At 60.8% G+C, this 22,866-nt stretch carries 24 protein-coding genes; 12 read left to right on the forward strand and 12 right to left on the reverse strand.

All coding sequences use genetic code 11. The features are described 5' to 3' along the window. Positions 1 to 311 precede the first annotated feature (311 nt). Entirely contained in the window at positions 312 to 1,568 is a 1,257-nt protein-coding gene (gene icd, locus C5F70_RS05865) for an NADP-dependent isocitrate dehydrogenase (protein ID WP_026140163.1), read from the forward strand. Between the two features lie 79 nt (positions 1,569 to 1,647). Here the strand turns inward: icd and cspD are convergent, their stop codons facing one another. Next, entirely contained in the window at positions 1,648 to 1,926 is a 279-nt protein-coding gene (gene cspD / locus C5F70_RS05870) for a cold shock domain-containing protein CspD (RefSeq protein WP_032804724.1), read from the reverse strand. 224 nt (positions 1,927 to 2,150) lie between these two features. Between cspD and clpS the strand changes: the two genes are divergently transcribed. Beyond that, entirely contained in the window at positions 2,151 to 2,519 is a 369-nt protein-coding gene (gene clpS / locus C5F70_RS05875) for an ATP-dependent Clp protease adapter ClpS (protein WP_010567912.1), read from the forward strand. A 29-nt stretch (positions 2,520 to 2,548) separates the two neighbouring features. Further along, on the forward strand, positions 2,549 to 4,819 hold the full coding sequence (clpA, locus tag C5F70_RS05880; RefSeq protein WP_104902882.1) for an ATP-dependent Clp protease ATP-binding subunit ClpA: 2,271 nt from the start codon (positions 2,549 to 2,551) through the stop codon (positions 4,817 to 4,819). Positions 4,820 to 5,004: 185 nt separating this feature from the next. On the opposite strand, the gene infA is transcribed toward clpA, so the two are convergent. From infA to aat, 3 genes are all read right to left on the reverse strand, one after another. After that, a complete protein-coding gene (infA, locus tag C5F70_RS05885; RefSeq protein WP_002553999.1) occupies positions 5,005 to 5,223 on the reverse strand; it encodes a translation initiation factor IF-1 in 219 nt (72 codons plus the stop codon). A 100-nt stretch (positions 5,224 to 5,323) separates the two neighbouring features. Beyond that, positions 5,324 to 6,031 carry an arginyltransferase gene (locus tag C5F70_RS05890; RefSeq protein WP_017848045.1) on the reverse strand — a complete coding sequence of 236 codons (708 nt, stop codon included), beginning with the start codon at positions 6,029 to 6,031 and terminating at the stop codon, positions 5,324 to 5,326. 55 nt (positions 6,032 to 6,086) lie between these two features. Continuing rightward, positions 6,087 to 6,767, reverse strand: a complete 681-nt coding sequence (gene aat / locus C5F70_RS05895; protein ID WP_104902883.1) for a leucyl/phenylalanyl-tRNA--protein transferase — start codon at positions 6,765 to 6,767, stop codon at positions 6,087 to 6,089. Between the two features lie 496 nt (positions 6,768 to 7,263). Here aat and ftsK point away from each other — a divergent pair, with 496 nt between their 5' ends. Genes ftsK through cysG form a run of 6 tightly spaced genes read left to right on the forward strand, consistent with a single transcriptional unit; the run spans position 7,264 to position 14,763 of the window. Further along, positions 7,264 to 9,669 (forward strand): DNA translocase FtsK, encoded by a 2,406-nt coding sequence (ftsK, locus tag C5F70_RS05900; RefSeq protein WP_017848043.1) that lies wholly within the window; start codon positions 7,264 to 7,266, stop codon positions 9,667 to 9,669. A gap of 54 nt (positions 9,670 to 9,723) precedes the next feature. Then, complete coding sequence (gene lolA, locus C5F70_RS05905; protein WP_017848042.1) at positions 9,724 to 10,347, forward strand: outer membrane lipoprotein chaperone LolA; 624 nt, start codon at positions 9,724 to 9,726, stop codon at positions 10,345 to 10,347. Between the two features lie 27 nt (positions 10,348 to 10,374). Further along, the gene (locus C5F70_RS05910; protein WP_017848041.1) at positions 10,375 to 11,697 is read left to right on the forward strand and encodes a replication-associated recombination protein A; all 1,323 of its coding nucleotides are present in this window, start codon (positions 10,375 to 10,377) and stop codon (positions 11,695 to 11,697) included. Further along, on the forward strand, positions 11,697 to 12,071 hold the full coding sequence (crcB, locus tag C5F70_RS05915) for a fluoride efflux transporter CrcB (RefSeq protein ID WP_017848040.1): 375 nt from the start codon (positions 11,697 to 11,699) through the stop codon (positions 12,069 to 12,071). Before C5F70_RS05910 ends, crcB begins: the two co-directional genes overlap by 1 nt. A gap of 16 nt (positions 12,072 to 12,087) precedes the next feature. Further along, on the forward strand, positions 12,088 to 13,368 hold the full coding sequence (gene serS, locus C5F70_RS05920) for a serine--tRNA ligase (RefSeq protein WP_017848039.1): 1,281 nt from the start codon (positions 12,088 to 12,090) through the stop codon (positions 13,366 to 13,368). Then, complete coding sequence (gene cysG / locus C5F70_RS05925) at positions 13,369 to 14,763, forward strand: siroheme synthase CysG (RefSeq protein ID WP_017848038.1); 1,395 nt, start codon at positions 13,369 to 13,371, stop codon at positions 14,761 to 14,763. Positions 14,764 to 14,869: 106 nt separating this feature from the next. Here cysG and C5F70_RS05930 read toward each other — a convergent pair whose 3' ends face one another. The 6 genes from C5F70_RS05930 to tusD all read right to left on the reverse strand — a co-directional run bounded on the left by C5F70_RS05930 (position 14,870) and on the right by tusD (position 18,306). Beyond that, the gene (locus C5F70_RS05930) at positions 14,870 to 15,865 is read right to left on the reverse strand and encodes a glutathione S-transferase family protein (RefSeq protein WP_104902884.1); all 996 of its coding nucleotides are present in this window, start codon (positions 15,863 to 15,865) and stop codon (positions 14,870 to 14,872) included. Between the two features lie 88 nt (positions 15,866 to 15,953). After that, positions 15,954 to 16,955: a glycosyl transferase family protein gene (locus C5F70_RS05935; RefSeq protein ID WP_104902885.1), complete on the reverse strand. Its 1,002-nt coding sequence runs from the start codon at positions 16,953 to 16,955 to the stop codon at positions 15,954 to 15,956. Then, entirely contained in the window at positions 16,952 to 17,287 is a 336-nt protein-coding gene (locus C5F70_RS05940) for a TusE/DsrC/DsvC family sulfur relay protein (RefSeq protein ID WP_104902886.1), read from the reverse strand. The genes C5F70_RS05935 and C5F70_RS05940 overlap by 4 nt, the downstream gene beginning before the upstream one ends. Further along, positions 17,284 to 17,562, reverse strand: coding sequence for a sulfurtransferase complex subunit TusB (tusB, locus tag C5F70_RS05945; protein WP_017848034.1), 279 nt, complete (start codon positions 17,560 to 17,562; stop codon positions 17,284 to 17,286). The genes C5F70_RS05940 and tusB overlap by 4 nt, the downstream gene beginning before the upstream one ends. After that, on the reverse strand, positions 17,562 to 17,912 hold the full coding sequence (tusC, locus tag C5F70_RS05950) for a sulfurtransferase complex subunit TusC (RefSeq protein ID WP_017848033.1): 351 nt from the start codon (positions 17,910 to 17,912) through the stop codon (positions 17,562 to 17,564). Before tusC ends, tusB begins: the two co-directional genes overlap by 1 nt. Before the next feature lies 1 nt (position 17,913). Then, a complete protein-coding gene (gene tusD / locus C5F70_RS05955) occupies positions 17,914 to 18,306 on the reverse strand; it encodes a sulfurtransferase complex subunit TusD (RefSeq protein WP_046382916.1) in 393 nt (130 codons plus the stop codon). A 158-nt stretch (positions 18,307 to 18,464) separates the two neighbouring features. Between tusD and C5F70_RS05960 the strand changes: the two genes are divergently transcribed. Further along, entirely contained in the window at positions 18,465 to 19,646 is a 1,182-nt protein-coding gene (locus C5F70_RS05960) for a CaiB/BaiF CoA-transferase family protein (RefSeq protein ID WP_057004417.1), read from the forward strand. Positions 19,647 to 19,760: 114 nt separating this feature from the next. Here the strand turns inward: C5F70_RS05960 and C5F70_RS05965 are convergent, their stop codons facing one another. Continuing rightward, positions 19,761 to 20,255 (reverse strand): SprT family zinc-dependent metalloprotease, encoded by a 495-nt coding sequence (locus tag C5F70_RS05965; protein ID WP_026140162.1) that lies wholly within the window; start codon positions 20,253 to 20,255, stop codon positions 19,761 to 19,763. Positions 20,256 to 20,384: 129 nt separating this feature from the next. Next, entirely contained in the window at positions 20,385 to 20,987 is a 603-nt protein-coding gene (locus C5F70_RS05970; RefSeq protein WP_046382918.1) for a Yip1 family protein, read from the reverse strand. A 303-nt stretch (positions 20,988 to 21,290) separates the two neighbouring features. Here C5F70_RS05970 and ttcA point away from each other — a divergent pair, with 303 nt between their 5' ends. Further along, positions 21,291 to 22,115 carry a tRNA 2-thiocytidine(32) synthetase TtcA gene (gene ttcA, locus C5F70_RS05975; RefSeq protein WP_017848028.1) on the forward strand — a complete coding sequence of 275 codons (825 nt, stop codon included), beginning with the start codon at positions 21,291 to 21,293 and terminating at the stop codon, positions 22,113 to 22,115. Positions 22,116 to 22,182: 67 nt separating this feature from the next. Next, a complete protein-coding gene (locus C5F70_RS05980) occupies positions 22,183 to 22,854 on the forward strand; it encodes a DNA-3-methyladenine glycosylase I (protein WP_017848027.1) in 672 nt (223 codons plus the stop codon). The last annotated feature ends 12 nt before the right edge of the window (positions 22,855 to 22,866 follow it).

The raw sequence follows: 22,866 nt of genomic DNA on the forward strand, positions 1-22,866 counted from the left end.
TATTGAAGAAGCAGGCAGTCGGCCGTCGTGACTCTTTGGTCAGCGGCGGCATTATACATAGGTCGCTATGCTTACGCCGAGCCTTCATACAAAAGGTGGGTCGTCCATTGGTCTAAAGGTCGCAGGGACCAAGTTGCGCCTAAAGTCGCATGATGTGCTCAAGATTGGCGCTTTTCCCTTTGCTTTCAAGCTTGTAGGCGACTAAATATGCTGTTTTCGATGCAAATGAGCGTGGCGTGAGGTTTAAGTCGTCATTTATCTGGAGTAGGCTCGAACGCAGCCAGATGTTCAATCCATAGATGGAGTTCAGCATGGGATACAAGAAGATTCAGGTTCCGGCAGTCGGCGACAAAATCACCGTCAATGCAGACCATTCTCTCAATGTTCCTGACCAACCGATCATCCCTTATATCGAAGGTGACGGTATCGGTGTCGACATCAGCCCAGTGATGATCAAGGTGGTCGACGCCGCTGTTGAAAAAGCTTACGGCGGCAAGCGCAAGATTTCGTGGATGGAAGTTTACGCCGGTGAGAAGGCGACCCAAGTCTATGACCAGGACACCTGGCTGCCCCAGGAAACCCTGGACGCGGTGCGCGATTACGTAGTCTCCATCAAAGGCCCGCTGACCACGCCGGTCGGTGGTGGCATCCGTTCGTTGAACGTGGCCCTGCGCCAACAACTCGACCTGTATGTGTGCCTGCGCCCGGTGCGCTGGTTCGAAGGCGTGCCGAGCCCGGTCAAAAAGCCTGGCGACGTGGACATGACCATCTTCCGCGAAAACTCCGAAGATATTTACGCCGGGATCGAGTGGAAAGCCGGTTCGCCGGAAGCGATCAAAGTGATCAAGTTCCTCAAGGAGGAAATGGGCGTCACCAAGATCCGTTTCGACCAGGATTGCGGTATCGGCATCAAGCCGGTGTCCAAAGAGGGCACCAAGCGCCTGGCGCGCAAGGCCCTGCAATATGTCGTGGATAACGACCGCGAGTCGCTGACCATCGTACACAAAGGCAACATCATGAAGTTCACCGAAGGTGCCTTCAAGGAATGGGCCTACGAAGTGGCGGCTGAAGAATTCGGCGCAACCCTGCTCGATGGCGGGCCGTGGATGCAGTTCAAGAACCCGAAGACCGGCAAGAATGTCGTGGTCAAAGATGCGATTGCCGATGCCATGCTGCAGCAGATCCTGCTGCGTCCGGCTGAATATGATGTGATTGCGACCCTCAACCTCAACGGTGACTACCTGTCTGACGCCCTGGCGGCGGAAGTCGGTGGTATCGGTATTGCGCCGGGCGCCAACTTGTCCGACACCGTGGCAATGTTTGAAGCCACCCACGGTACTGCGCCGAAATATGCCGGTAAGGACCAGGTCAACCCGGGTTCGCTGATCCTGTCGGCGGAAATGATGCTGCGCCACATGGGCTGGACCGAAGCGGCCGATCTGATCATCAAGGGCACCAATGGCGCTATCTCGGCCAAGACCGTGACCTATGACTTCGAGCGCCTGATGGAGGGCGCGAAGTTGGTGTCGTCGTCGGGCTTTGGCGATGCGCTGATCTCGCACATGTAAGCACGCAGGCATAAAAAACGGCTACTCCAATGGGTTGGGTGGCCGTTTTTTATTTGCATGCTTCTCGCTTGGCAGTGAATCAGGCCGTTAGCTTCTTTTCTTTTTGAGCGGCGGATACAACGGGTTTTGCAGGTGTAGTGATCGCGATTGCACAGATATTCACAGCGTGCAGCCCTTTCGGTCCCTGAATGATCTCAAAACTCACAGTTTGGCCCGCTTTCAGCGTTTTGTAGCCATCCATTTTGATCTCGGAATAATGCGCAAAAAGGTCCTCGGTCTTACCTTCTTCATTAATGAAGCCGTAACCCTTGGCATTGTTGAACCATTTGACCTTGCCACTGATCTTGACGCCAGACATACCCATATCCCTCTGCACCAGACTCCATCACTGGAGTATCATCCAGTTTATCCGTCCTAACCCGAATAAATAAGGTTGACTGCGCGGACCTTTTTTACCCACTGTGGGTTCTATTGGTTGTAACACCGATTTGCCGATAGTCAAGGTGACCGAACGGTCAGAGTTGAAATTCTGACAGGTCGCCCCCACCACTGTATTTGAACCACTGACGAACCTTTCTTTCCATGCATGCAATCAGCCAGATTCGACTAACATTCAATCAGGATCGACCGGATCACGAGCACGATGACGACGGTTCTGCAGGCATTGCTGTTCAGGAGGCCAAGCCTGCTCTACAGGCGCCGCCGATGTACAAGGTGGTTTTGTTCAACGATGACTACACACCGATGGATTTCGTGGTCGAAGTACTCGAGGTGTTTTTTAACCTGAACCGCGAGTTGGCGACCAAGGTAATGCTGGCCGTTCACACAGAAGGACGGGCAGTATGTGGAGTGTTTACCCGCGACATCGCCGAGACAAAGGCCATGCAGGTCAACCAGTACGCCAGGGAAAGCCAGCATCCGCTACTCTGTGAAATCGAGAAGGACGGTTAACGCCGACCACTTGGGTATGAGGTGAAGCTATGTTAAACCGCGAGCTCGAAGTCACCCTCAATCTTGCCTTCAAAGAGGCCCGTTCGAAGCGTCATGAATTCATGACCGTCGAGCACCTGCTGCTGGCACTTTTGGATAACGAAGCTGCCGCCACCGTTTTGCGTGCGTGCGGCGCCAACCTCGACAAACTCAAGCATGACCTGCAGGAGTTCATCGACTCCACGACGCCACTGATCCCCGTGCATGACGAGGACCGTGAAACCCAGCCGACCCTGGGCTTTCAGCGGGTATTGCAGCGTGCTGTTTTCCACGTACAGAGCTCCGGTAAGCGTGAAGTCACGGGCGCCAATGTGCTTGTCGCCATCTTCAGCGAACAGGAAAGCCAGGCAGTGTTCCTGCTCAAGCAGCAGAGCGTTGCCCGTATCGATGTCGTCAACTACATCGCCCACGGTATCTCCAAAGTGCCTGGGCACGGCGATCATTCCGAGGGTGAGCAGGAAATGCAGGACGACGAGGGCGGTGAGTCTTCTTCTTCGGGCAACCCATTGGATGCCTATGCCAGCAATCTCAATGAGCTGGCGCGCCAGGGGCGGATCGATCCGCTGGTGGGGCGCGAGGCTGAAGTTGAGCGCGTGGCGCAGATCCTAGCGCGTCGTCGCAAGAACAACCCGTTGCTGGTGGGTGAGGCGGGCGTGGGTAAAACCGCGATTGCCGAAGGCCTGGCCAAGCGTATCGTCGACAACCAGGTGCCGGACTTGCTGGCCAGCAGCGTCGTCTACTCCCTTGACCTCGGCGCGTTGCTCGCCGGGACCAAGTACCGCGGCGATTTCGAGAAGCGCTTCAAGGCGCTGCTCGGCGAGCTGAAAAAACGCCCGCAGGCGATCCTGTTCATCGATGAAATCCACACGATCATTGGGGCCGGTGCGGCCTCCGGTGGTGTGATGGATGCTTCCAACCTGCTCAAGCCGTTGTTGTCGTCGGGTGATATCCGCTGCATCGGCTCGACCACGTTCCAGGAATTCCGCGGGATCTTCGAGAAAGACCGTGCCCTGGCGCGTCGCTTCCAGAAAGTCGACGTGTCCGAACCTTCGGTTCAAGACACCATCGGCATCCTGCGTGGGCTCAAGGGGCGTTTCGAAGCGCACCATGGCATCGAGTACACCGATGAAGCGTTGCGGGCCGCTGCCGAGCTGGCGTCGCGCTACATTAACGATCGGCACATGCCGGACAAGGCCATCGACGTGATCGACGAGGCCGGTGCCTATCAGCGTCTGCAGCCGGTCGAGAAGCGTGTGAAGCGCATCGACGTGGCTCAGGTCGAGGATATCGTGGCCAAGATCGCGCGGATTCCGCCAAAACACGTCACCACCTCCGACAAAGAGCTGCTGCGTAACCTGGAGCGCGACCTCAAGCTCACCGTGTTTGGCCAGGATGCGGCCATCGACTCGCTGTCCACTGCGATCAAGTTGTCGCGGGCGGGCCTCAAGTCGCCGGACAAGCCCGTCGGTTCGTTCCTGTTCGCCGGCCCGACCGGCGTCGGCAAGACCGAAGCGGCCCGGCAGTTGGCCAAGGCCATGGGCATTGAGTTGGTGCGGTTCGACATGTCCGAATACATGGAGCGTCACACCGTGTCGCGCCTGATCGGTGCGCCTCCGGGCTATGTCGGTTTTGATCAGGGCGGCCTGTTGACCGAGGCGATCACCAAGCAACCGCATTGCGTATTGCTGCTCGATGAAATCGAGAAGGCTCACCCGGAAGTCTTCAACCTGCTGCTGCAGGTCATGGACCACGGCACCCTGACCGACAACAACGGGCGCAAGGCGGACTTCCGCAACGTGATCGTGATCATGACCACCAACGCCGGTGCTGAAACCGCGGCGCGGGCGTCGATCGGCTTTACGCATCAGGATCACTCTTCCGATGCGATGGAAGTGATCAAGAAGAGCTTCACGCCGGAGTTCCGCAACCGTCTGGACACCATTATCCAGTTTGGTCGCCTCAGCCATGAGGTCATCAAAAACGTGGTGGACAAGTTCCTCACCGAGCTTCAAGCGCAGTTGGAAGACAAGCGCGTGCAGCTGGAAGTGACGGACGCGGCGCGCAATTGGCTGGCCGAAGGTGGTTACGACGCGGCAATGGGCGCTCGCCCGATGGCGCGTCTGATCCAGGACAAGATCAAGCGGCCATTGGCTGAAGAGATCCTGTTCGGCGAGCTCTCCGACCATGGTGGCGTGGTGCATATCGACCTGAAGGACGGCGAGCTGACCTTCGAGTTCGAAACCACGGCCGAAATGGCCTGATCGTTCTGCAGCTACGCAAAAGGCGCCGAAAGGCGCCTTTTTGCTGTCTTGAAATGTAATTGCCAGAACAATGGCGATCCAATGTGGGAGGGAACAAGCCCCCTCCCGCATTGGGTTTCGGGTGTCAGGTAAATGCTATACACACAAAAACGCCCGGCATAACCGGGCGTCTTGTATTGACTTGATTAGCGGGCGCGGTAAGTGATGCGCCCTTTGCTCAAGTCATAGGGCGTCAGCTCGACGCGCACTTTGTCACCGGTAAGAATACGAATGTAGTTCTTGCGCATCTTGCCGGAGATATGCGCGGTTACGACGTGCCCATTTTCCAACTCCACACGAAACATGGTGTTGGGCAGGGTGTCGACGACAGTGCCTTCCATTTCGAAGCTGTCTTCTTTCGACATGCAGTAAAGCCCTCGGTATCCAGTGAATGGCCCGGTGCAACTGCGCCAGGCAAAAGCGGCGTGCATTGTGCCCGAAAAAGGGTGTTTAAGCCAAGAGGTTCTAGTTAAGCGTGACCCATCTTTGATTAATCAGCAGTTCAATCGGCCGATATTGGGTCTTGTAGTTCATCTTTTTGCAGTTTTTGATCCAGTATCCAAGGTACACCGCCTCCAGTTCCAGGCGCCGGGCTTCGCTGATTTGCCAGAGGATCGCGAAGCGTCCCAGGCTGCGCCGCTCTTCGTCGGGTTCATAGAAGGTGTACACCGCCGATAGGCCGTTGGGCAGCAAATCGGTCACGGCGACGGCCAGCAGGCGCCCGTCGAGTCGGAATTCGTAGAAGCGTGAGAAAGGCAGTTCACGCACCAGGAAGGTGGAAAACTGGTCGCGACTGGGTGGGAACATGTCGCCGTCGGCGTGGCGTTGTTCGATGTAGCGCTGGTAAAGATCGAAATATTCTTCGCTGAACCTGGGGTTGGCCGCCGTGACCGTGAGGTCGGCGTTGCGCTTGAGGATGCGCTTCTGATTGCGGTCCGGCACAAACTGCGCCACGGGAATGCGTGCCGGCACGCAGGCATTGCAGTTTTGGCAGTGCGGTCGGTACAGGTGATCGCCGCTGCGCCGAAAGCCCATTTCCGAAAGGTCGGCATACACATGCACGTCCATCGGCTGGCTGGGGTCGAGGAACAGCGTAGTGGCCTGTTCGTCGGGCAGATAGCTGCAAGAGTGGGCTTGAGTGGCATAAAACTTCAAGCGCGCCAGCTCGGTCATGATCAACCCTCGGATAAGCTTTGAAATAAGTGTAAGCCAGGTGCGAGGAAGTCGCCTAGGAAACCCACGGTCCAGCGTTGGGTTGGTCCAGATAGTCGTGCAGGAAGCCGGCGAACTCGCTGCGCGGTATGGCGCGGGCGCCCAGGCTGTGCAGGTGATCGTTGGGCATCTGGCAGTCGATCAGCACAAAACCCCATGCCTGCAGCTGCCGGGTCAGCGTGGCAAAGCCGAACTTCGAGGCGTTATCGGCGCGGCTGAACATGGATTCGCCAAAAAACAGCCGGCCCATCGCCAGCCCATACAGGCCGCCCACCAGTTCGCCGTTGTCCCAGACCTCGACCGAGTGCGCGTAACCCCGCGCGTGCAGCTCCTGGTAGGCGCTCTGGATGCCTTCGGTGATCCAGGTGCCATCTGCATAGGCGCGAGGCGCGGCGCAGGCCTGGATGACCGCAGCGAAGTCCTGGTCGAAGGTCACGCGATAGCGCTGCTGGCGCAATAATTTGCCCAGGCTGCGGGATACGTGCAGTTCGTCGGGGAAAATCACCGTGCGTGGGTCCGGTGACCACCAGAGAATCGGCTGGCCTTGCGAGAACCACGGAAAGCAGCCGTGGCGATAGGCCTGGATCAGTCGCTCGGCCGACAGGTCGCCACCGGCGGCGAGCAGGCCATTGGGTTCGCGCATGGCTTTGGCCAGCGGCGGGAAGGTCAGGGTGTCGCGTTGTAACCAGGTCAGCATGGCATCCAGGCTTACGGAAGGGGAGGGGAGTGGCAGGCGTCGGGCCTGCCCAGAGGGTTGATTATTGTCGACCCGGCGTCAGGGGGCCAGCCCGAATCGGGCATTGCTGTGGATTAGCATGAGCGGGTGTTTCTGCAACTCTCTCTCTGAGACGTGGTCGTATTCGGGGCTGCCCCATGCAGGCCAATTGCCAAGCTTGCCTGGATTGCTAAAAACAGCGCATAAGCCTTTGTCAGCAAAGACAATGCATGCTCAAATTGAACAGTGTGTGACACGTGAATTGTCCAGGCTGCCGCGCAAGGGGCAAGGGCGTGGCATCGCGGACACAAACCCGTACAATGCGGGCATTCTGGCGTTATCGCCGTTTCACTCGTCAATCGCTCGGTGTTAAAGGTAGATTTAACGGCGTTCGTTTATTTTTCGGCTGCTCGGATTGGGCGGCAGTGTGCAGTCATTCAACAGATGGACGCGCTAAAGGCGCAGGAAAAGACCCGTTTTGAAGAAATCCACCGCGACACAAAAAACAGTCGTGCCGGCCTGGCGTCAGCACCTGCATTATCGGCTCAAGGAAGGTGCGCTGATCGCCATCGGCGCGCTGTGCCTGTTCCTGATGATGGCCTTGCTCACCTATGGCAAGGACGATCCGGGCTGGAGCCACAACAGCAAGATCGATGACGTGCAGAACTTCGGTGGGCCTGCCGGTTCCTACAGCGCCGATATCCTGTTCATGGTGCTGGGTTATTTCGCGTACATCTTCCCGTTGCTGCTGGCGATCAAGACCTGGCAGATCTTCCGCCAGCGTCATGAGCCGTGGCAGTGGAGTGGCTGGCTGTTTTCCTGGCGCCTGATCGGCCTGGTGTTCCTGGTGCTGTCCGGCGCGGCGCTGGCGCATATCCATTTCCATGCGCCGACCGGCCTGCCGGCGGGTGCTGGCGGCGCGCTGGGTGAGAGCCTCGGCGACCTGGCCCGCAAGACCCTGAATATCCAGGGCAGCACCCTGATGTTTATCGCGCTGTTCCTGTTCGGCCTCACCGTGTTCACCGACCTGTCGTGGTTCAAGGTGATGGACGTGACCGGCAAAATCACCCTCGACCTGCTGGAGCTGTTCCAGGGCGCCGCCAACCGCTGGTGGGCGGCCAGGGTGGAGCGCAAGCGCATGGTGGCCCAATTGCGCGAGGTGGACACCCGCGTCAACGAGGTCGTGGCCCCGAGCACGCCGGACCGGCGTGAACAGGCCAAGGTCAAGGAACGCCTGATCGAACGCGAACAAGCCCTGAGCAAGCACATGTCGGAGCGCGAGAAACAGGTGCCGCCGGTGATTGCCCCGGCACCGCCCAAGGCTCCCGAACCGAGCCATCGCGTGCAGAAAGAAAAACAGGCGCCGTTGTTTGTCGACAGCGCGGTCGAAGGCACGCTGCCGCCGATCTCGATTCTCGACCCGGCCGAGAAGAAACAACTCAACTATTCCCCGGAGTCCCTGGCGGCCGTCGGCCATCTGCTGGAAATCAAACTCAAGGAATTCGGCGTCGAAGTCTCGGTGGACTCGATCCACCCCGGCCCGGTGATTACCCGTTACGAAATCCAGCCAGCGGCCGGGGTCAAGGTCAGCCGAATCTCCAACCTGGCCAAAGACCTCGCCCGCTCCCTGGCCGTGACCAGCGTGCGCGTGGTGGAAGTGATCCCCGGCAAAACCACCGTGGGCATCGAGATTCCCAACGAAGACCGCCAGATCGTGCGCTTCTCCGAGGTGCTGTCGACCCCGGAATACGACAACTTCAAATCGCCGGTCACCCTGGCCCTGGGCCATGACATCGGCGGCAAGCCGGTAATCACCGACCTGGCGAAAATGCCTCACCTGCTCGTGGCCGGTACCACCGGTTCGGGTAAGTCGGTGGGGGTCAACGCGATGATCCTGTCGATCCTGTTCAAGTCCGGCCCGGAAGACGCCAAGCTGATCATGATCGACCCGAAGATGCTCGAATTGTCGATCTACGAAGGCATTCCGCACTTGCTCTGCCCGGTGGTCACCGACATGAAGGACGCCGCCAACGCCCTGCGCTGGAGCGTTGCCGAGATGGAGCGGCGCTACAAGCTGATGGCGAAGATGGGCGTGCGCAACCTGTCGGGCTTCAATGCCAAGGTCAAGGAAGCCCAGGACGCCGGCACGCCGCTGACCGACCCGCTGTACAAGCGCGAAAGCATCCACGACGAAGCGCCATTGCTGACCAAGTTGCCGACCATCGTCGTGGTGGTCGACGAATTTGCCGACATGATGATGATCGTCGGCAAGAAGGTTGAAGAGTTGATCGCACGTATCGCACAGAAGGCGCGTGCTGCCGGTATCCACTTGATCCTCGCGACCCAGCGGCCGTCGGTGGATGTGATCACCGGTCTGATCAAGGCCAACATCCCGACGCGCATGGCGTTCCAGGTGTCGAGCAAGATCGACTCGCGGACCATCATCGACCAGGGCGGCGCCGAACAATTGCTGGGCCACGGTGACATGCTCTACATGCCGCCGGGCACCAGCCTGCCGATTCGCGTGCATGGTGCGTTCGTTTCCGACGATGAAGTGCATCGCGTGGTGGAAGCCTGGAAACTGCGCGGTGCGCCGGAATACAACGACGACATCCTCGCCGGTGTTGAAGAAGCCGGCAGCGGCTTCGACGGCGGCAGCAGTGGTGGCGACGATGATGCCGAAACCGACGCGCTGTACGACGAAGCGGTGGCCTTCGTGTTGGAAAGCCGTCGCGCCTCGATCTCCGCCGTGCAGCGCAAGCTGAAAATCGGCTACAACCGCGCCGCCCGCATGATCGAAGCCATGGAAAATGCCGGCGTCGTCACCGCAATGAACACCAACGGCTCGCGCGAAGTCATCGCCCCCGGGCAGATGCGCGACTGATCACGCGCCGCGTGGCAGCACGCGGCGCGCCCTAACGACTCAATGAGGACTCCCATGCGTCTTATCCGCATGCTGTTGTTGCCGGCACTGGCCCTGACTGCTGTTTCGGCTCACGCTGATCCGGCCTCCGTCGCCAGCCTGACCAACCTGCTGGACAAATCCAAGACCCTGACCGCACGCTTCTCCCAGCTGACCCTGGATGCCGGCGGCACCCAGTTGCAGGAAACCGCCGGTGAAATGGCCGTGCAGCGCCCTGGGCTGTTCTACTGGCACACGGAAGGGAAGGCCGAGCAGACCATCGTTTCCGATGGCCAGAAAGTCACGCTGTGGGACCCGGACCTGGAACAGGCGACCATCAAAAAGCTCGATCCGCGCTTGAACCAGACCCCGGCGCTGTTGCTGTCGGGCGATGTGTCGAAGATCAACGACAGCTTCGAGATCACCTCCAAGCAAACCAGCAACGTGATCGAATTCACCCTCAAGCCGAAATCCAAGGACACGCTGTTCGACAGCCTGCACCTTTCGTTCGGTAACGGCGTGATCAATAACATGCGCCTGATCGACAGCGTCGGCCAGCGCACCGATATCCTGTTCACCGGGGTCAAGGCCAACGTGCCGGTGCCCGCGTCCACGTTCAAGTTCGACATCCCCAAGGGTGCCGACGTGATCCAGGAATAACCTGCCTAGAGGTTTCAAACGCTGCCCATGGACCTGTTTCGAAGTGACCCGATCGCTCAACCCCTGGCCGCACGCTTGCGTTCGACCAACCTGGATGAGTACGTCGGTCAGGAACACCTGCTCGCTCGCGGCAAGCCTTTGCGCGAAGCCCTGGAGCAGGGTGCGCTGCACTCGATGATTTTCTGGGGGCCGCCGGGGGTGGGTAAAACCACGCTGGCGCGGCTGTTGGCGAAAGTCTCGGATGCCCACTTCGAAACGGTCTCGGCGGTGCTGGCCGGGGTCAAAGAGATCCGCCAGGCCGTGGAAGTGGCCAAGCAGCAGGCCGGGCAATACGGCAAGCGCACCATCTTGTTCGTCGACGAAGTGCATCGCTTCAACAAGTCGCAGCAGGACGCGTTCTTGCCGTATGTCGAAGACGGCACGCTGATTTTTATCGGTGCAACCACCGAGAACCCGTCCTTCGAATTGAACAACGCCTTGCTCTCGCGGGCGCGGGTGTATGTGCTCAAGAGCCTGGATGAAGCGGCGATGCAAAAGCTGCTGCAGCGCGCCTTGAGCGAAGACAAGGGCTTGGGCAAGCGCCAGTTGAGCCTCAGCGATGAAGGCTTCAAGATCCTGTTCAGCGCCGCCGACGGCGACGGGCGGCGCTTTCTGAACCTGCTGGAGAACGCCTCCGACCTGGCCGAGGACGGCAGCGAGATTGGCGTCGAGCTCCTGCAAAGCCTGCTCGGCGACACACGCCGGCGTTTCGACAAGGGTGGCGAAGCGTTCTACGATCAGATTTCGGCGCTGCACAAATCGGTGCGCGGCTCCAACCCCGACGGCGCGTTGTACTGGTTCGCGCGCATGATCGACGGCGGCTGTGACCCGCTCTATCTCGCGCGCCGCGTGGTGCGTATGGCCAGCGAAGACATCGGCAACGCCGACCCCCGCGCCTTGAGCCTGTGCCTTGCGGCGTGGGAAGTGCAGGAACGCCTGGGCAGCCCCGAAGGCGAGCTGGCGGTGGCCCAGGCCATTACCTACCTGGCCTGCGCACCGAAAAGCAACGCGGTGTACATGGGCTTCAAATCGGCACTGCGCGCCGCGGCCGAACATGGCTCCCTTGAAGTGCCGCTGCACCTGCGCAATGCGCCGACCAAATTGATGAAACAACTGGGTTACGGCGATGAATACCGCTACGCCCACGATGAACCGGACGCCTATGCCGCCGGCGAAGATTACTTCCCCGACGCGCTTGAGCCGCAGCCGTTCTACCAGCCGGTGCCCCGTGGCCTGGAGCTGAAGATCGGTGAAAAGCTCAATCACCTCGCTCAACTCGACCGTCTCAGCCCCAAACAGCGGAGAAAGTAGTGCTCAAGACGATTCTTGCCGTGTCCGTTGCCGGCATCGCTGGTACATTATTGCGTTTCGCCACTGGTAATTGGGTTAACGCCAACTGGCCGAGGCATTTTTATACGGCGACCCTGGCGGTCAACCTGGTGGGCTGCCTGATCATCGGGCTGTTGTACGGTTGGTTCCTGTTGCGCCCGGAAGTGCCGATTGAAATTCGTGCCGGCTTGATTGTCGGCTTTGTAGGCGGTCTGACGACCTTTTCATCCTTTTCACTGGATACGGTGCGCCTGCTGGAAAGCGGGCAGGCCCTGGTCGCCTTCGGGTACCTGGGCATCAGCGTGTTCGGCGGGCTGCTCGCCACCTGGGCCGGCCTGTCCTTGACCAAACTTTGATAAACGAGAGACCGACATGCTCGATTCCAAACTGTTACGTAGCAACCTTCAGGACGTAGCGGACCGCCTGGCATCCCGTGGCTTTGCCTTGGATGTTGCGCGCATCGAAGCGCTGGAAGAACAGCGCAAGACCGTCCAGACCCGCACCGAAGCACTGCAGGCTGAGCGTAATGCGCGTTCCAAGTCCATCGGGCAGGCCAAGCAGCGCGGTGAAGACATCGCGCCGTTGATGGCGGATGTCGAGCGCATGGGCACCGAGCTGTCCGACGGCAAACTCGAACTGGACAAGATCCAGGGCGAGCTGGATTCGATCCTGCTGGGCATTCCGAACCTGCCGCACGAGTCGGTGCCGGTCGGTGCGGACGAAGACGGCAACGTCGAAGTGCGCCGCTGGGGCACGCCAAAGGCCTTTGATTTCGCGATCAAGGACCACGTCGCCCTGGGCGAACTGAACGGCGGCCTGGATTTCGAAACCGCCGCCAAGCTGTCCGGTGCGCGCTTTGCCTTGCTGCGCGGCCCGATTGCCCGCCTGCATCGCGCCCTGGCGCAGTTCATGATCAACCTGCACACCGGCGAGCACGGCTACGAAGAGGCCTACACCCCGTATCTGGTTCAGGCGCCGGCCCTGCAGGGCACCGGCCAGTTGCCGAAGTTCGAGGAAGACCTGTTCAAGATCAGCCGCGATGGCGAAGCCGACCTGTACCTGATCCCGACCGCCGAAGTGTCGCTGACCAACATCGTCGCCGGCGAGATCCTCGACGCCAAGCACCTGCCGCTCAAGCTCGTCGCCCACACGCCGTGCTTTCGCAGTGAAGCCGGTGCATCGGGGCGCGACACCCGCGGCATGATCCGCCAGCACCAGTTCGACAAAGTCGAGATGGTGCAGGTTGTCGAGCCGTCGACCTCCATGGAAGCCCTCGAAGGCCTGACCGCCAACGCCGAACGCGTGCTGCAACTGTTGGAACTGCCGTACCGCGTGCTGGCGCTGTGTACCGGCGACATGGGGTTCAGCGCCGTGAAGACCTACGACCTCGAAGTGTGGGTGCCGAGCCAGGATAAATACCGCGAGATCTCGTCGTGCTCCAACTGCGGTGATTTCCAGGCCCGTCGCATGCAGGCGCGTTTCCGCAACCCGGAAACCGGCAAGCCGGAACTGGTGCATACCCTCAACGGTTCGGGCCTGGCCGTAGGCCGTACCCTGGTGGCCGTGCTCGAAAACTACCAGCAGGCCGACGGTTCGATCCGTGTGCCGGATGTGCTCAAGCCGTACATGGCGGGCATCGAGGTCATCGGCTAAATGGAATTTCTGCCGCTGTTTCATAACCTGCGCGGCAGTCGTGTGTTGGTCGTCGGTGGCGGGGAGATTGCCTTGCGCAAGTCCCGCCTGCTGGCCGACGCCGGCGCGCTGCTGCGGGTGGTTGCTCCCCAGATCGAAGACCAGTTGCGTGAACTGGTGCTGGGCAGTGGCGGGGAACTGATCGTGCGCGGTTATCAGGAGGCCGACCTTGACGGTTGCACCCTGATCATCGCCGCAACGGACGACGAACCACTGAACGCGCAAGTGTCCAGTGATGCCAAGCGCCGTTGCGTACCGGTCAACGTGGTGGATGCGCCAGCCCTGTGCAGCGTGATCTTCCCGGCGATTGTCGACCGTTCGCCCTTGGTGATCGCCGTGTCCAGCGGCGGCGATGCGCCGGTGTTGGCGCGCTTGATCCGGGCCAAGCTGGAAACCTGGATTCCGTCCACATATGGCCAGTTGGCCGGGCTGGCGGCGCGCTTTCGGGCCCAGGTCAAGCGTTTGTACCCGGACGTGCAGCAGCGCCGCGCGTTCTGGGAAGAAGTCTTCCAGGGCCCGATTGCCGACAGGCAACTGGCCGGGCAGGGCGATGAAGCCGAGCGTTTGCTGATCGAAAAGGTCAACGGTGCGCCGCCTTATGCGCCGGGCGAAGTCTACCTGGTGGGCGCCGGCCCCGGCGATCCGGACCTGTTGACCTTCCGCGCCTTGCGTTTGATGCAGCAAGCCGATGTGGTGCTCTACGACCGTCTGGTGGCCCCAGCGATTCTTGAGCTGTGCCGTCGTGATGCCGAGCGCGTCTACGTGGGCAAGCGTCGCGCCGATCACGCCGTGCCCCAGGACCAGATCAACCAGCAATTGGTCGACCTGGCCAAGCAAGGCAAGCGCGTGCTGCGCCTCAAGGGCGGCGATCCATTCATCTTCGGCCGTGGCGGCGAAGAGATCGAAGAACTGGCGGCCCATGGCATTCCGTTCCAGGTGGTGCCGGGGATCACGGCGGCCAGCGGCTGCGCGGCGTATGCCGGGATTCCGCTGACCCACCGTGACTATGCGCAATCGGTACGCTTTATCACCGGGCACCTGAAGAACGGCACCTCGGACCTGCCTTGGGGTGATCTGGTGGGCCCGTCGCAGACCCTGGTGTTCTACATGGGCTTGATCGGTTTGCCGATCATCTGCGAACAACTCATCAAGCATGGACGTTCGGCGGACACGCCAGCGGCGTTGATCCAGCAGGGCACCACGTCCAACCAGCGCGTGTTCACCGGCACCCTGGCCGACCTGCCGCGCCTGGTGGCGGAGCATGAAGTGCATGCGCCGACGCTGGTGATCGTCGGTGAAGTGGTGGTGCTGCGCGAGAAGCTCAAATGGTTTGAAGGCGCCCAGGCCCAGGTCTGAGCCTGAATGCATCGGGGGCAAGCCCCCTCCCACATTTTGGAATGCATTCCAATGTGGGAGGGGGCTTGCCCCCGATGAGGCCATTAGATCCAACCCAGCCTCTGGATCAGCGCCAGACGCCCTTACCGCTCAACCGCACGCGATCATGCTGGGCATCAAACACCTGCAACGGCCCCTTGGGCACAATCCCCGTCGGATTGATGGTGCGGTGGCTGGCATAGTAATGCCCCTTGATGTGCGCAAAGTCGACCGTCTCGGCCACTCCCGGCCATTGATAGATTTCCCGCAACCAATTCGACAGATTCGGATAATCGGCAATCCGCCGCAGGTTGCATTTGAAGTGGCTGTAATACACCGCATCAAATCGAATCAGCGTGGTAAACAGCCGTACATCCGCCTCGGTCAGGTACTCACCGGCCAGGTAGCGATGCTCGCCCAGGTGCTGTTCCAAGTGGTCCAGTTCGGCAAACACATCATCGAACGCACGCTCATAGGCCTGCTGCGAGGTGGCGAAGCCTGCGCGGTACACGCCGTTGTTCACGGCGGGGTAGATGCGCTCGTTCAGCGCATCGATGCGCGGGCGCAGAGCCTCGGGGTAGAAGTCCAGGGTGTTGCCGGTCAGCCCGTTGAACGCGCTGTTGAACATGCGGATGATCTCCGCTGATTCATTGCTGACGATGCGCTTGAGTTGTTTGTCCCACAGCACCGGCACCGTGACGCGCCCGGTGTAATCGGCCGTGTCGGCGGTGTAGCGCTGGTGCATGAACGCGAAGCCATCCAGCGAGTCGCCGCTGGAGCCGCGGGCCTTGTCGAAGGTCCAGCCGTTTTCCAGCATCAGCCAGCTGACCACGGACACGTCGATCAGACCTTCCAGCCCCTTGAGTTTGCGCAGGATCAGCGTGCGATGGGCCCACGGGCAGGCGAGCGACACATACAGGTGGTAACGACCGGCTTCGGCCTTGAAGCCACCTTCGCCGCTGGGGCCGGGCTGGCCGTCAGCGGTCACCCAGTGGCGGCGTTGTGCCTGTTCCCGCTGGAACGCGCCATCCGCGCTACTTTCGTACCACTGGTCGTGCCAGCGTCCTTCAATCAGCAAACCCATGACTGGCTCCTTGGCTAATAAGCGTTGGAGTCCAGTCTAAAGGGATGAGTTCGAACTAAAAGCGCAAAGATTGCGGGGGAATGATCGATTAAATCGATTTATCCCGTGCGTCCCAGTATTGCTGGGCCAATTCGAACGCGTGCTCCCGCGGATGCCCGAGGCCGCGCAAGGCCAGGGCCATGGTGGCGATCAAGGCGAGTTGCGGGTAGCTGTCCTCGACCTCGCCGCGCCACAGCGCTTTCAACTGTTCGGGCTCCAGGCTGGCCGGTTTGACATGGCGCTGGGCGGCGAGGGCGGGCCATTCTTCGTCCCAGCTTTCGCCACCGGTGCTGCCGTAGAGGTGGCTGATCGTGTCGGGGTTGATCTCGATTTCGCCGCCATCGCCCTTGACCACAATCACCGTGTCGCCGAGCAGGCCGCTGGCATCGCGGTGTACACCCTGGTAGCCGGGATGGAAGATGCTTTGCAGGCCGCAGCGTGCATTCAGCGGGTTGAGTAGGCGTGCCAGGGAGTGGATCGGCGAGCGCAGGCCCAGGGTGTTGCGCAGGTCGATCATGCGTTGCAGTTGCGGGGCCCAGTCGCCCAGCGGGATGAATGCCAGGTTGCCGTGCTCGAAGGCCGTCTCGACCTGCTGCCAATTGCGGCACAGCGGGATCTGTAGACCTTCCAGCAATTGCTCGGTGTACAGCCGGCCGGCCGTGTGGGCGCCGCCGCCATGCATGAGGATGCGTACACCGTTCTGCGCCAGGCACTTGGCGGCCAGCAGGAACCACGGCAGGTGGCGCTTTTTGCCGGCATAGGTCGGCCAGTCGATATCCACCTTCAGCGCCGGGGCGTGCAGGCGCTCGCGCACCGCTTCGGTGAAACCGGCGAGTTCTTCCGGGCTTTCCTCTTTGTGGCGCAGCAGCATGAGGAAGGCACCGAGCTGGGTGTCTTCGACTTTTTCGTCAAGCAGCATGCCCATGGCTTCGCGGGCTTCTTCGCGGGTCAGGTTGCGCGCACCGCGCTTGCCTTTGCCCAGGATACGCACGAACGGCGCAAACGGGTGCTCGGCAGGGGTTTCGAGGGGCAGCGGAGCAAAGTCGGTCATAAGCAATTCGTCGGTCTGGGCAGGCCGGCCAGCTTGGCGGCGAGTTTGGCGGGAGTGCCGTTGAACAGTTTGTTGAGGTGCAGGCTGTTGCCCTTGTCCGTGCCCAGCTTCAAGGCGGTGTACTTGATCAGCGGGCGTGTGGCGGGGGACAGCTGGAACTCTTGATAAAACTGGCGCAGCAGCTCGAGGATTTCCCAATGCGCCGGGGTCAGCTCGAGGGCTTCGGCGGCGGCGAGGGCGTTGGCCACGTCGGCCGACCACTCGTTCAGGTCGACGAGGTAGCCGTCCTTGTCCAGTTCGAGGGTGCGCGCGCCCACGGTCAGGGTGTTCATAGCCAGGTGTTGACCTTGTCGTAGTCGATCGACAGCTGCACGAAACCTGGGTAATCCACGCAGTCGGCCCAGTCGGGCAGCGGCAGGTTGCGCGCCAGGCTGTCTTCGGCCAGCACAAAGACCTTCACGCCTTTGGTCAGCAGCGCCGGGTGACGCAGCCCGTAGGCGCCGTCGCCACAGAGCAGGATCGCATCGTCGCTGCCACAGACGCGCAGGCAGCTGTCGAGGCGGCTATCGGTAAACGGGGAGTGGGACACCACATGTAAAGTCGACATCAGAGGGTTATCACCTGGTCGTAACGGTCAATCAACTGGGAAATCTGTTCGTCGTTCAGCGGCTGTGCATTGACCGGGTGCGTCAGCCCGCGCGCAGCCAGGCTGTGGCCGCAGGCAAACACCTCGTCGATACCGAACAGCCCCAGTGCCTGCAGGTTGGCGCCGAGGTCTTTTTGCTGCACGGCCTTGGCGTCCTGGTGCGGCGCCAGTTGGAACACGCCGTCATCCAGGAACAACAGGCCGATGGGCAGATCGAACGCGCCGCCGGCCAATACGATATCCAGGGCTTCCCGCGCGCTCGGCCCGGACCACGGTGCCTGGCGGCTGATCACCAGCAAGGATTTGGACATGTCACGGCCCTCCAAAACAGATCAGGCGGTCGGCGGCCTGGGTCGCGTCGTGCAATTGCCCAAGGCCCGACAGCTCCCATGGCGCCTCCAGGTTCACCGCGCTGCGCTGGTAACGCGCGGCTTCTTCGCTGTCGAGCACGCCACGGCGCAGGGCGGCGGCGATGCACACCACGGCGTCCAACTGATGCGCGCTGACAAACTCACGCCATTGGCGAGCGATGTCTTGCTCATCCTGTGGCGCAACGATGGTGTTGGAGGCACTGTAGACGCCGTCCTGATAAAAAAACAGGCGCACAATCTCGTGTCCGCCGGCCAGCGCCGCCTGGGCGAACAGCAAGGCGCGACGCGAGGAGGGCGCATGGGCGGCGGAAAACAGTGCTATCGCAAATTTCATGGAACCCCCTGCAAGCAAACGTGGGCCAATGATAAGGCCGCCGCCGGGAAAAAGCCCGCCGTGATCAAAACGGTCACTGCCGATGATCGTTCTGACGATTGCCGTCGGCGCTGAAGGCTGACTACGCTGTCGCCAGTCGAATCGGAAACGGAGTCTCCATGTCAGGTCCCTTGGCGTCCCTCAAAGTACTGGATTTTTCCACCTTGCTGCCCGGCCCGTTTGCGTCGCTGATGCTGGCGGACATGGGCGCCGAGGTGCTGCGCATCGAATCGCCCACGCGCATGGACCTGCTGCGCGTGCTGCCGCCCCATGATCAGGGCACCTCGGCCAGCCATGCTTACCTCAATCGCAATAAACGCAGCCTCGCCCTGGATCTGAAGCAGGCCGAGGCGCTGGAGATTGTGCGCGAGCTGGTCAAGGGCTACGACATCGTGCTCGAACAGTTTCGCCCCGGGGTGATGGAGCGCCTGGGCCTGGGGTATGCGGCGTTGAAGGCGATCAACCCGCGGCTGATTTACGTGTCGATCACTGGGTACGGTCAGACCGGCCCCTACAAGGACCGCGCCGGGCACGACATCAACTACCTGGCGTTGGCCGGAGTGGCCAGCCATACCGGGCGGCGGGACAGCGGGCCGCTGCCGTTGGGCGTGCAATTGGCGGATGTCGCCGGCGGCTCGCTGCACGCGGTGGTGGGCCTGCTCGCGGCGGTGATTGCGCGGCAACAGAGCGGCGTTGGCCAGTACCTGGATGTGAGCATGACCGACTGCTCGTTCAGCTTGAATGCCATGGCCGGTGCTGGCTACCTGGCCTGTGGCGTGGAGCCGGGGTGGGAGACCCATGTGCTCAATGGCGGCAGTTTCTACGATTATTACCGCTCCCGCGATGGGCGCTGGATGTCGGTCGGCAGTCTGGAACCGGCATTCATGCAGCAATTGTGCGCCGCGTTGGGGCGACCGGAACTGGCGGCACAAGGCTTGTCGCCCGAGCCTGAGCAGCAAAAGGCGCTCAAGCAGGCGCTGCAGGTTGAGTTCGAGAAGCGCAGCTTTGAGGAATTGTGCGAGTTGTTTGCCGGGGTGGATGCGTGCGTCGAACCGGTGTTGAGCCTGAGCGAAGCCGTGGAACATCCGCAGTTGAAGGCGCGGGAACTGGTCACCCAGGTGCCGCGGCCCGACGGCTCGACCCAGGCGCAGATGGCTTGCCCGCTGAAGTTCTCCGAAGGGTTGCCAGCCCCCCGGCATATCGGGGCCGCGGTGGGCGCGCACAGTGATGAAGTGCTGATGGAGTTGGGCTTGAGCTCACAGCGCATCAGCGCGTTGCGTGCTGCCAAGGTGATTGTGTAGTGACTGGGCGGGCCTCATCGGGGGCAAGCCCCCTCCCACAATTAGCTCTGTGAACAGGGTCAAAATGTGGGAGGGGGCTTGCCCCCGATGAGGCCCTCACACACACCGCATATTTCACTCAACGCGAGTTTCCCCGGTAAACACCAACGTCTGCCGACAGCGCCTGCACAGATAACGCCGCCCCTGCCTCACCAGCCCATGGCGCTGTGACGAAAACGGGAAGTCGCTGTCGGCACACGGGCAGCGGTAGATATAGCGGGTCACCTGGCGGCGCTTGATCTCATAGGTGTGGCAACGGTCTGGCGGCAGTTCATACACGCCGCGCATGATCAGTTGCCATTCCTCGCCATGGGGCTGGATGCGCTCGCCAAACAATTGGTGGGCGATCAGGTGCGCTACTTCATGGGCCACGGTCTGTTTCAGGAAGTGTTGGCTGTTTTCTCGGTACAACTGTGGGTTGAAGCGCAGCAGGTTTTCGTGCAAATGCGCGACACCGGCTTTCTGGCCCCGCAACTTGAGGCTGACCTGGGGGCGTTTGAAGCTTCGTTTGAAAAAGGATTCGGCTAGCAGGAAACAATCTTCGACGCGGGTATTGAGTTGCTCGGGCATGCTGTACATCTCTCCAGAGGTGGCCAGTATGCCGCAAAGGCGGGTGTTTCCGAATCGGTCAGGCGCCGAATGGTCATGCATGGCGCACAAAGCCACCTTGCGGTGGCCTTGCCTGCTGGGTGAAACCGCTTAGTTGGTATAGATCGGGCCAACGCCCAGGCCCCAGACGATCACGGTGAAGGCCATGATTGCCACCAGCACGACCAGACCCACGGCCAGCACCGAGCTGGAAAACAGAAAGCCTTCGTCCGGATCGATGCTCATGAACGTCGGCAACCCCACATACAGCAGGTACACCGTGTAGCAGATCGCCGCCGTGCCGACGACCATCCCCAGCCACATGTGCGGGTAGAGCGCCGCCAGCCCGCCGATGAACAACGGTGTCGCGGTGTAGGTGGCAAAGGCGACACAACGCGCCATGCTGGGGCTGGCGTCGTAGGTGCGCGCCATCCAGTGAATGAAGGCGCCCATGACCGCTACGCCGCCTAGCATCGCCAGGTACGACATGACGGTCATCCACAAGGCGCTTTCCTGGGTCAGCATGACCGGGGAGCGACTGCCGATGACCCAGCCGACCTGGGTGGTGCCGATAAAGGCTGATACGGCGGGGATCGCCGCGAGAATCAAGGTGTGAGTGAGGTACATGTGGCTGACGCTTTCTTCTTTATCGCCACGAATTTCCCGCCATTCCTGGTCGGGATGGGTAAAAAGCCCCACGACGTGATGGATCATGCCAGTCACTCCTGTCGTTATTACCATCGCCCCCCATCGGAGCGCCCACGGGCCAGATGGCCTGAAAGGTCTGGATAGTTATGTGCGACCTCAAGTCGCAGTATAGGAAGTGATGACCGGAAAAACCGTAGGGCTTTAGAGCAAATTGCGCTGTAAACAGTGGGCTTAATCGCGGCGCGGTCTGTCGTTGGCAATGCACTCAAGTGGGGGAGGAGGTTTGCTCCCTCCCACATTGGAACTTGGTCAACCTTACCGGTAAAATACCGCGCTTTTCGTCACACACCTCTAGCGGATCCAAGCGCCATGGGCACTCTTACGGTCAACCAGAACAAACTGCAAAAACGCCTGCGTCGCCTGGCCGGTGAAGCGGTCGCCGATTTCAACATGATCGAGGACGGCGACAAGGTCATGGTCTGCCTTTCCGGCGGCAAAGACAGCTACACCATGCTCGACGTGCTGCTGCACCTGCAAAAGGTTGCGCCGATCAAGTTCGAGATCGTTGCCGTCAACATGGACCAGAAACAACCGGGCTTCCCCGAAGATGTGCTGCCGGCCTACCTCAAGACACTGGGCATCGAGTACCACATCGTCGAAAAAGACACCTATTCGGTGGTCAAGGAGCTGATCCCGGAGGGCAAGACCACCTGCTCGCTGTGTTCGCGCCTGCGCCGTGGCACGCTCTACACGTTTGCCGATGAGATCGGTGCGACCAAGATGGCCCTGGGGCATCACCGCGACGATATCGTCGAGACATTCTTCCTCAACATGTTCTTCAACGGCTCCCTCAAGGCCATGCCGCCCAAGCTGCGCGCCGATGACGGACGCAACGTGGTGATTCGCCCGCTGGCGTATTGCAACGAGAAGGACATCCAGGCCTACTCCGACTTCAAGCAATTCCCGATCATCCCGTGCAACCTGTGCGGCTCCCAGGAAAACCTGCAGCGCCAGGTGGTCAAGGAGATGCTCCAGGACTGGGAACGCAAGACCCCAGGGCGTACCGAGAGTATCTTCCGCAGCTTGCAGAACGTGATCCCGTCGCAGTTGGCCGACCGTAACCTGTTCGACTTCACCAGCCTGCGTATCGACGAGAACGCCGCTTCGCGCTTCGTCAACGTGGTGAACCTCTGACGTTTCTCAACGCTCTGAACGACGGCGCTCACAGGCGCCGTTTTCATTTCAATCCCCAGGAGAGGGCATGCGCGATTACAAGTGGCTGCACGAATATTGTCTGAACCGCTTCGGTTCGGCGGCCGAACTGGAAGCCCGTCTGCCTGTCCCCAAGACGCCGGCGCAATTACGCCAGATCAGTGATGATCGCTACCTGTCGACCCTGGCGCTGCGGGTTTTCCGCGCCGGGCTCAAGCACAGCGTGGTGGATGCCAAATGGCCTGCATTCGAGCAGGTGTTCTTTGGCTTCGACCCGGAAAAAGTCGTGCTGATGGGCGCCGAGCACCTGGAGCGCTTGATGCAGGACACGCGCATCATCCGCCACCTGGGCAAGCTCAAGAGCGTGCCGCGCAACGCGCAGATGATCCTGGATATCGCCCAGGAGAAGGGTAGTTTCGGCGCGTTTATCGCCGACTGGCCGGTGACCGATATCGTCGGCTTGTGGAAATACCTGAGCAAGCACGGTCATCAGTTGGGCGGGCTGTCGGCGCCGCGCTTTCTGCGCATGGTGGGCAAGGATACGTTCGTGCCGAGCGATGACGTGGTCGCGGCCCTGCACGCGCAGAAGATCGTCGACAAGGCCCCCACCAGCCTGCGCGACCTGGCGACGGTGCAGGGGGCGTTCAACCAGTGGCATGCCGAGAGCGGGCGGCCGATGTGTCAGTTGTCGATGATGCTGGCGTATACGGTCAATCATTGAGACCGAGGTGAT

The organism is Pseudomonas sp. LH1G9, assembly GCF_002949975.1.
Classification (GTDB): domain Bacteria; phylum Pseudomonadota; class Gammaproteobacteria; order Pseudomonadales; family Pseudomonadaceae; genus Aquipseudomonas; species Aquipseudomonas veronii.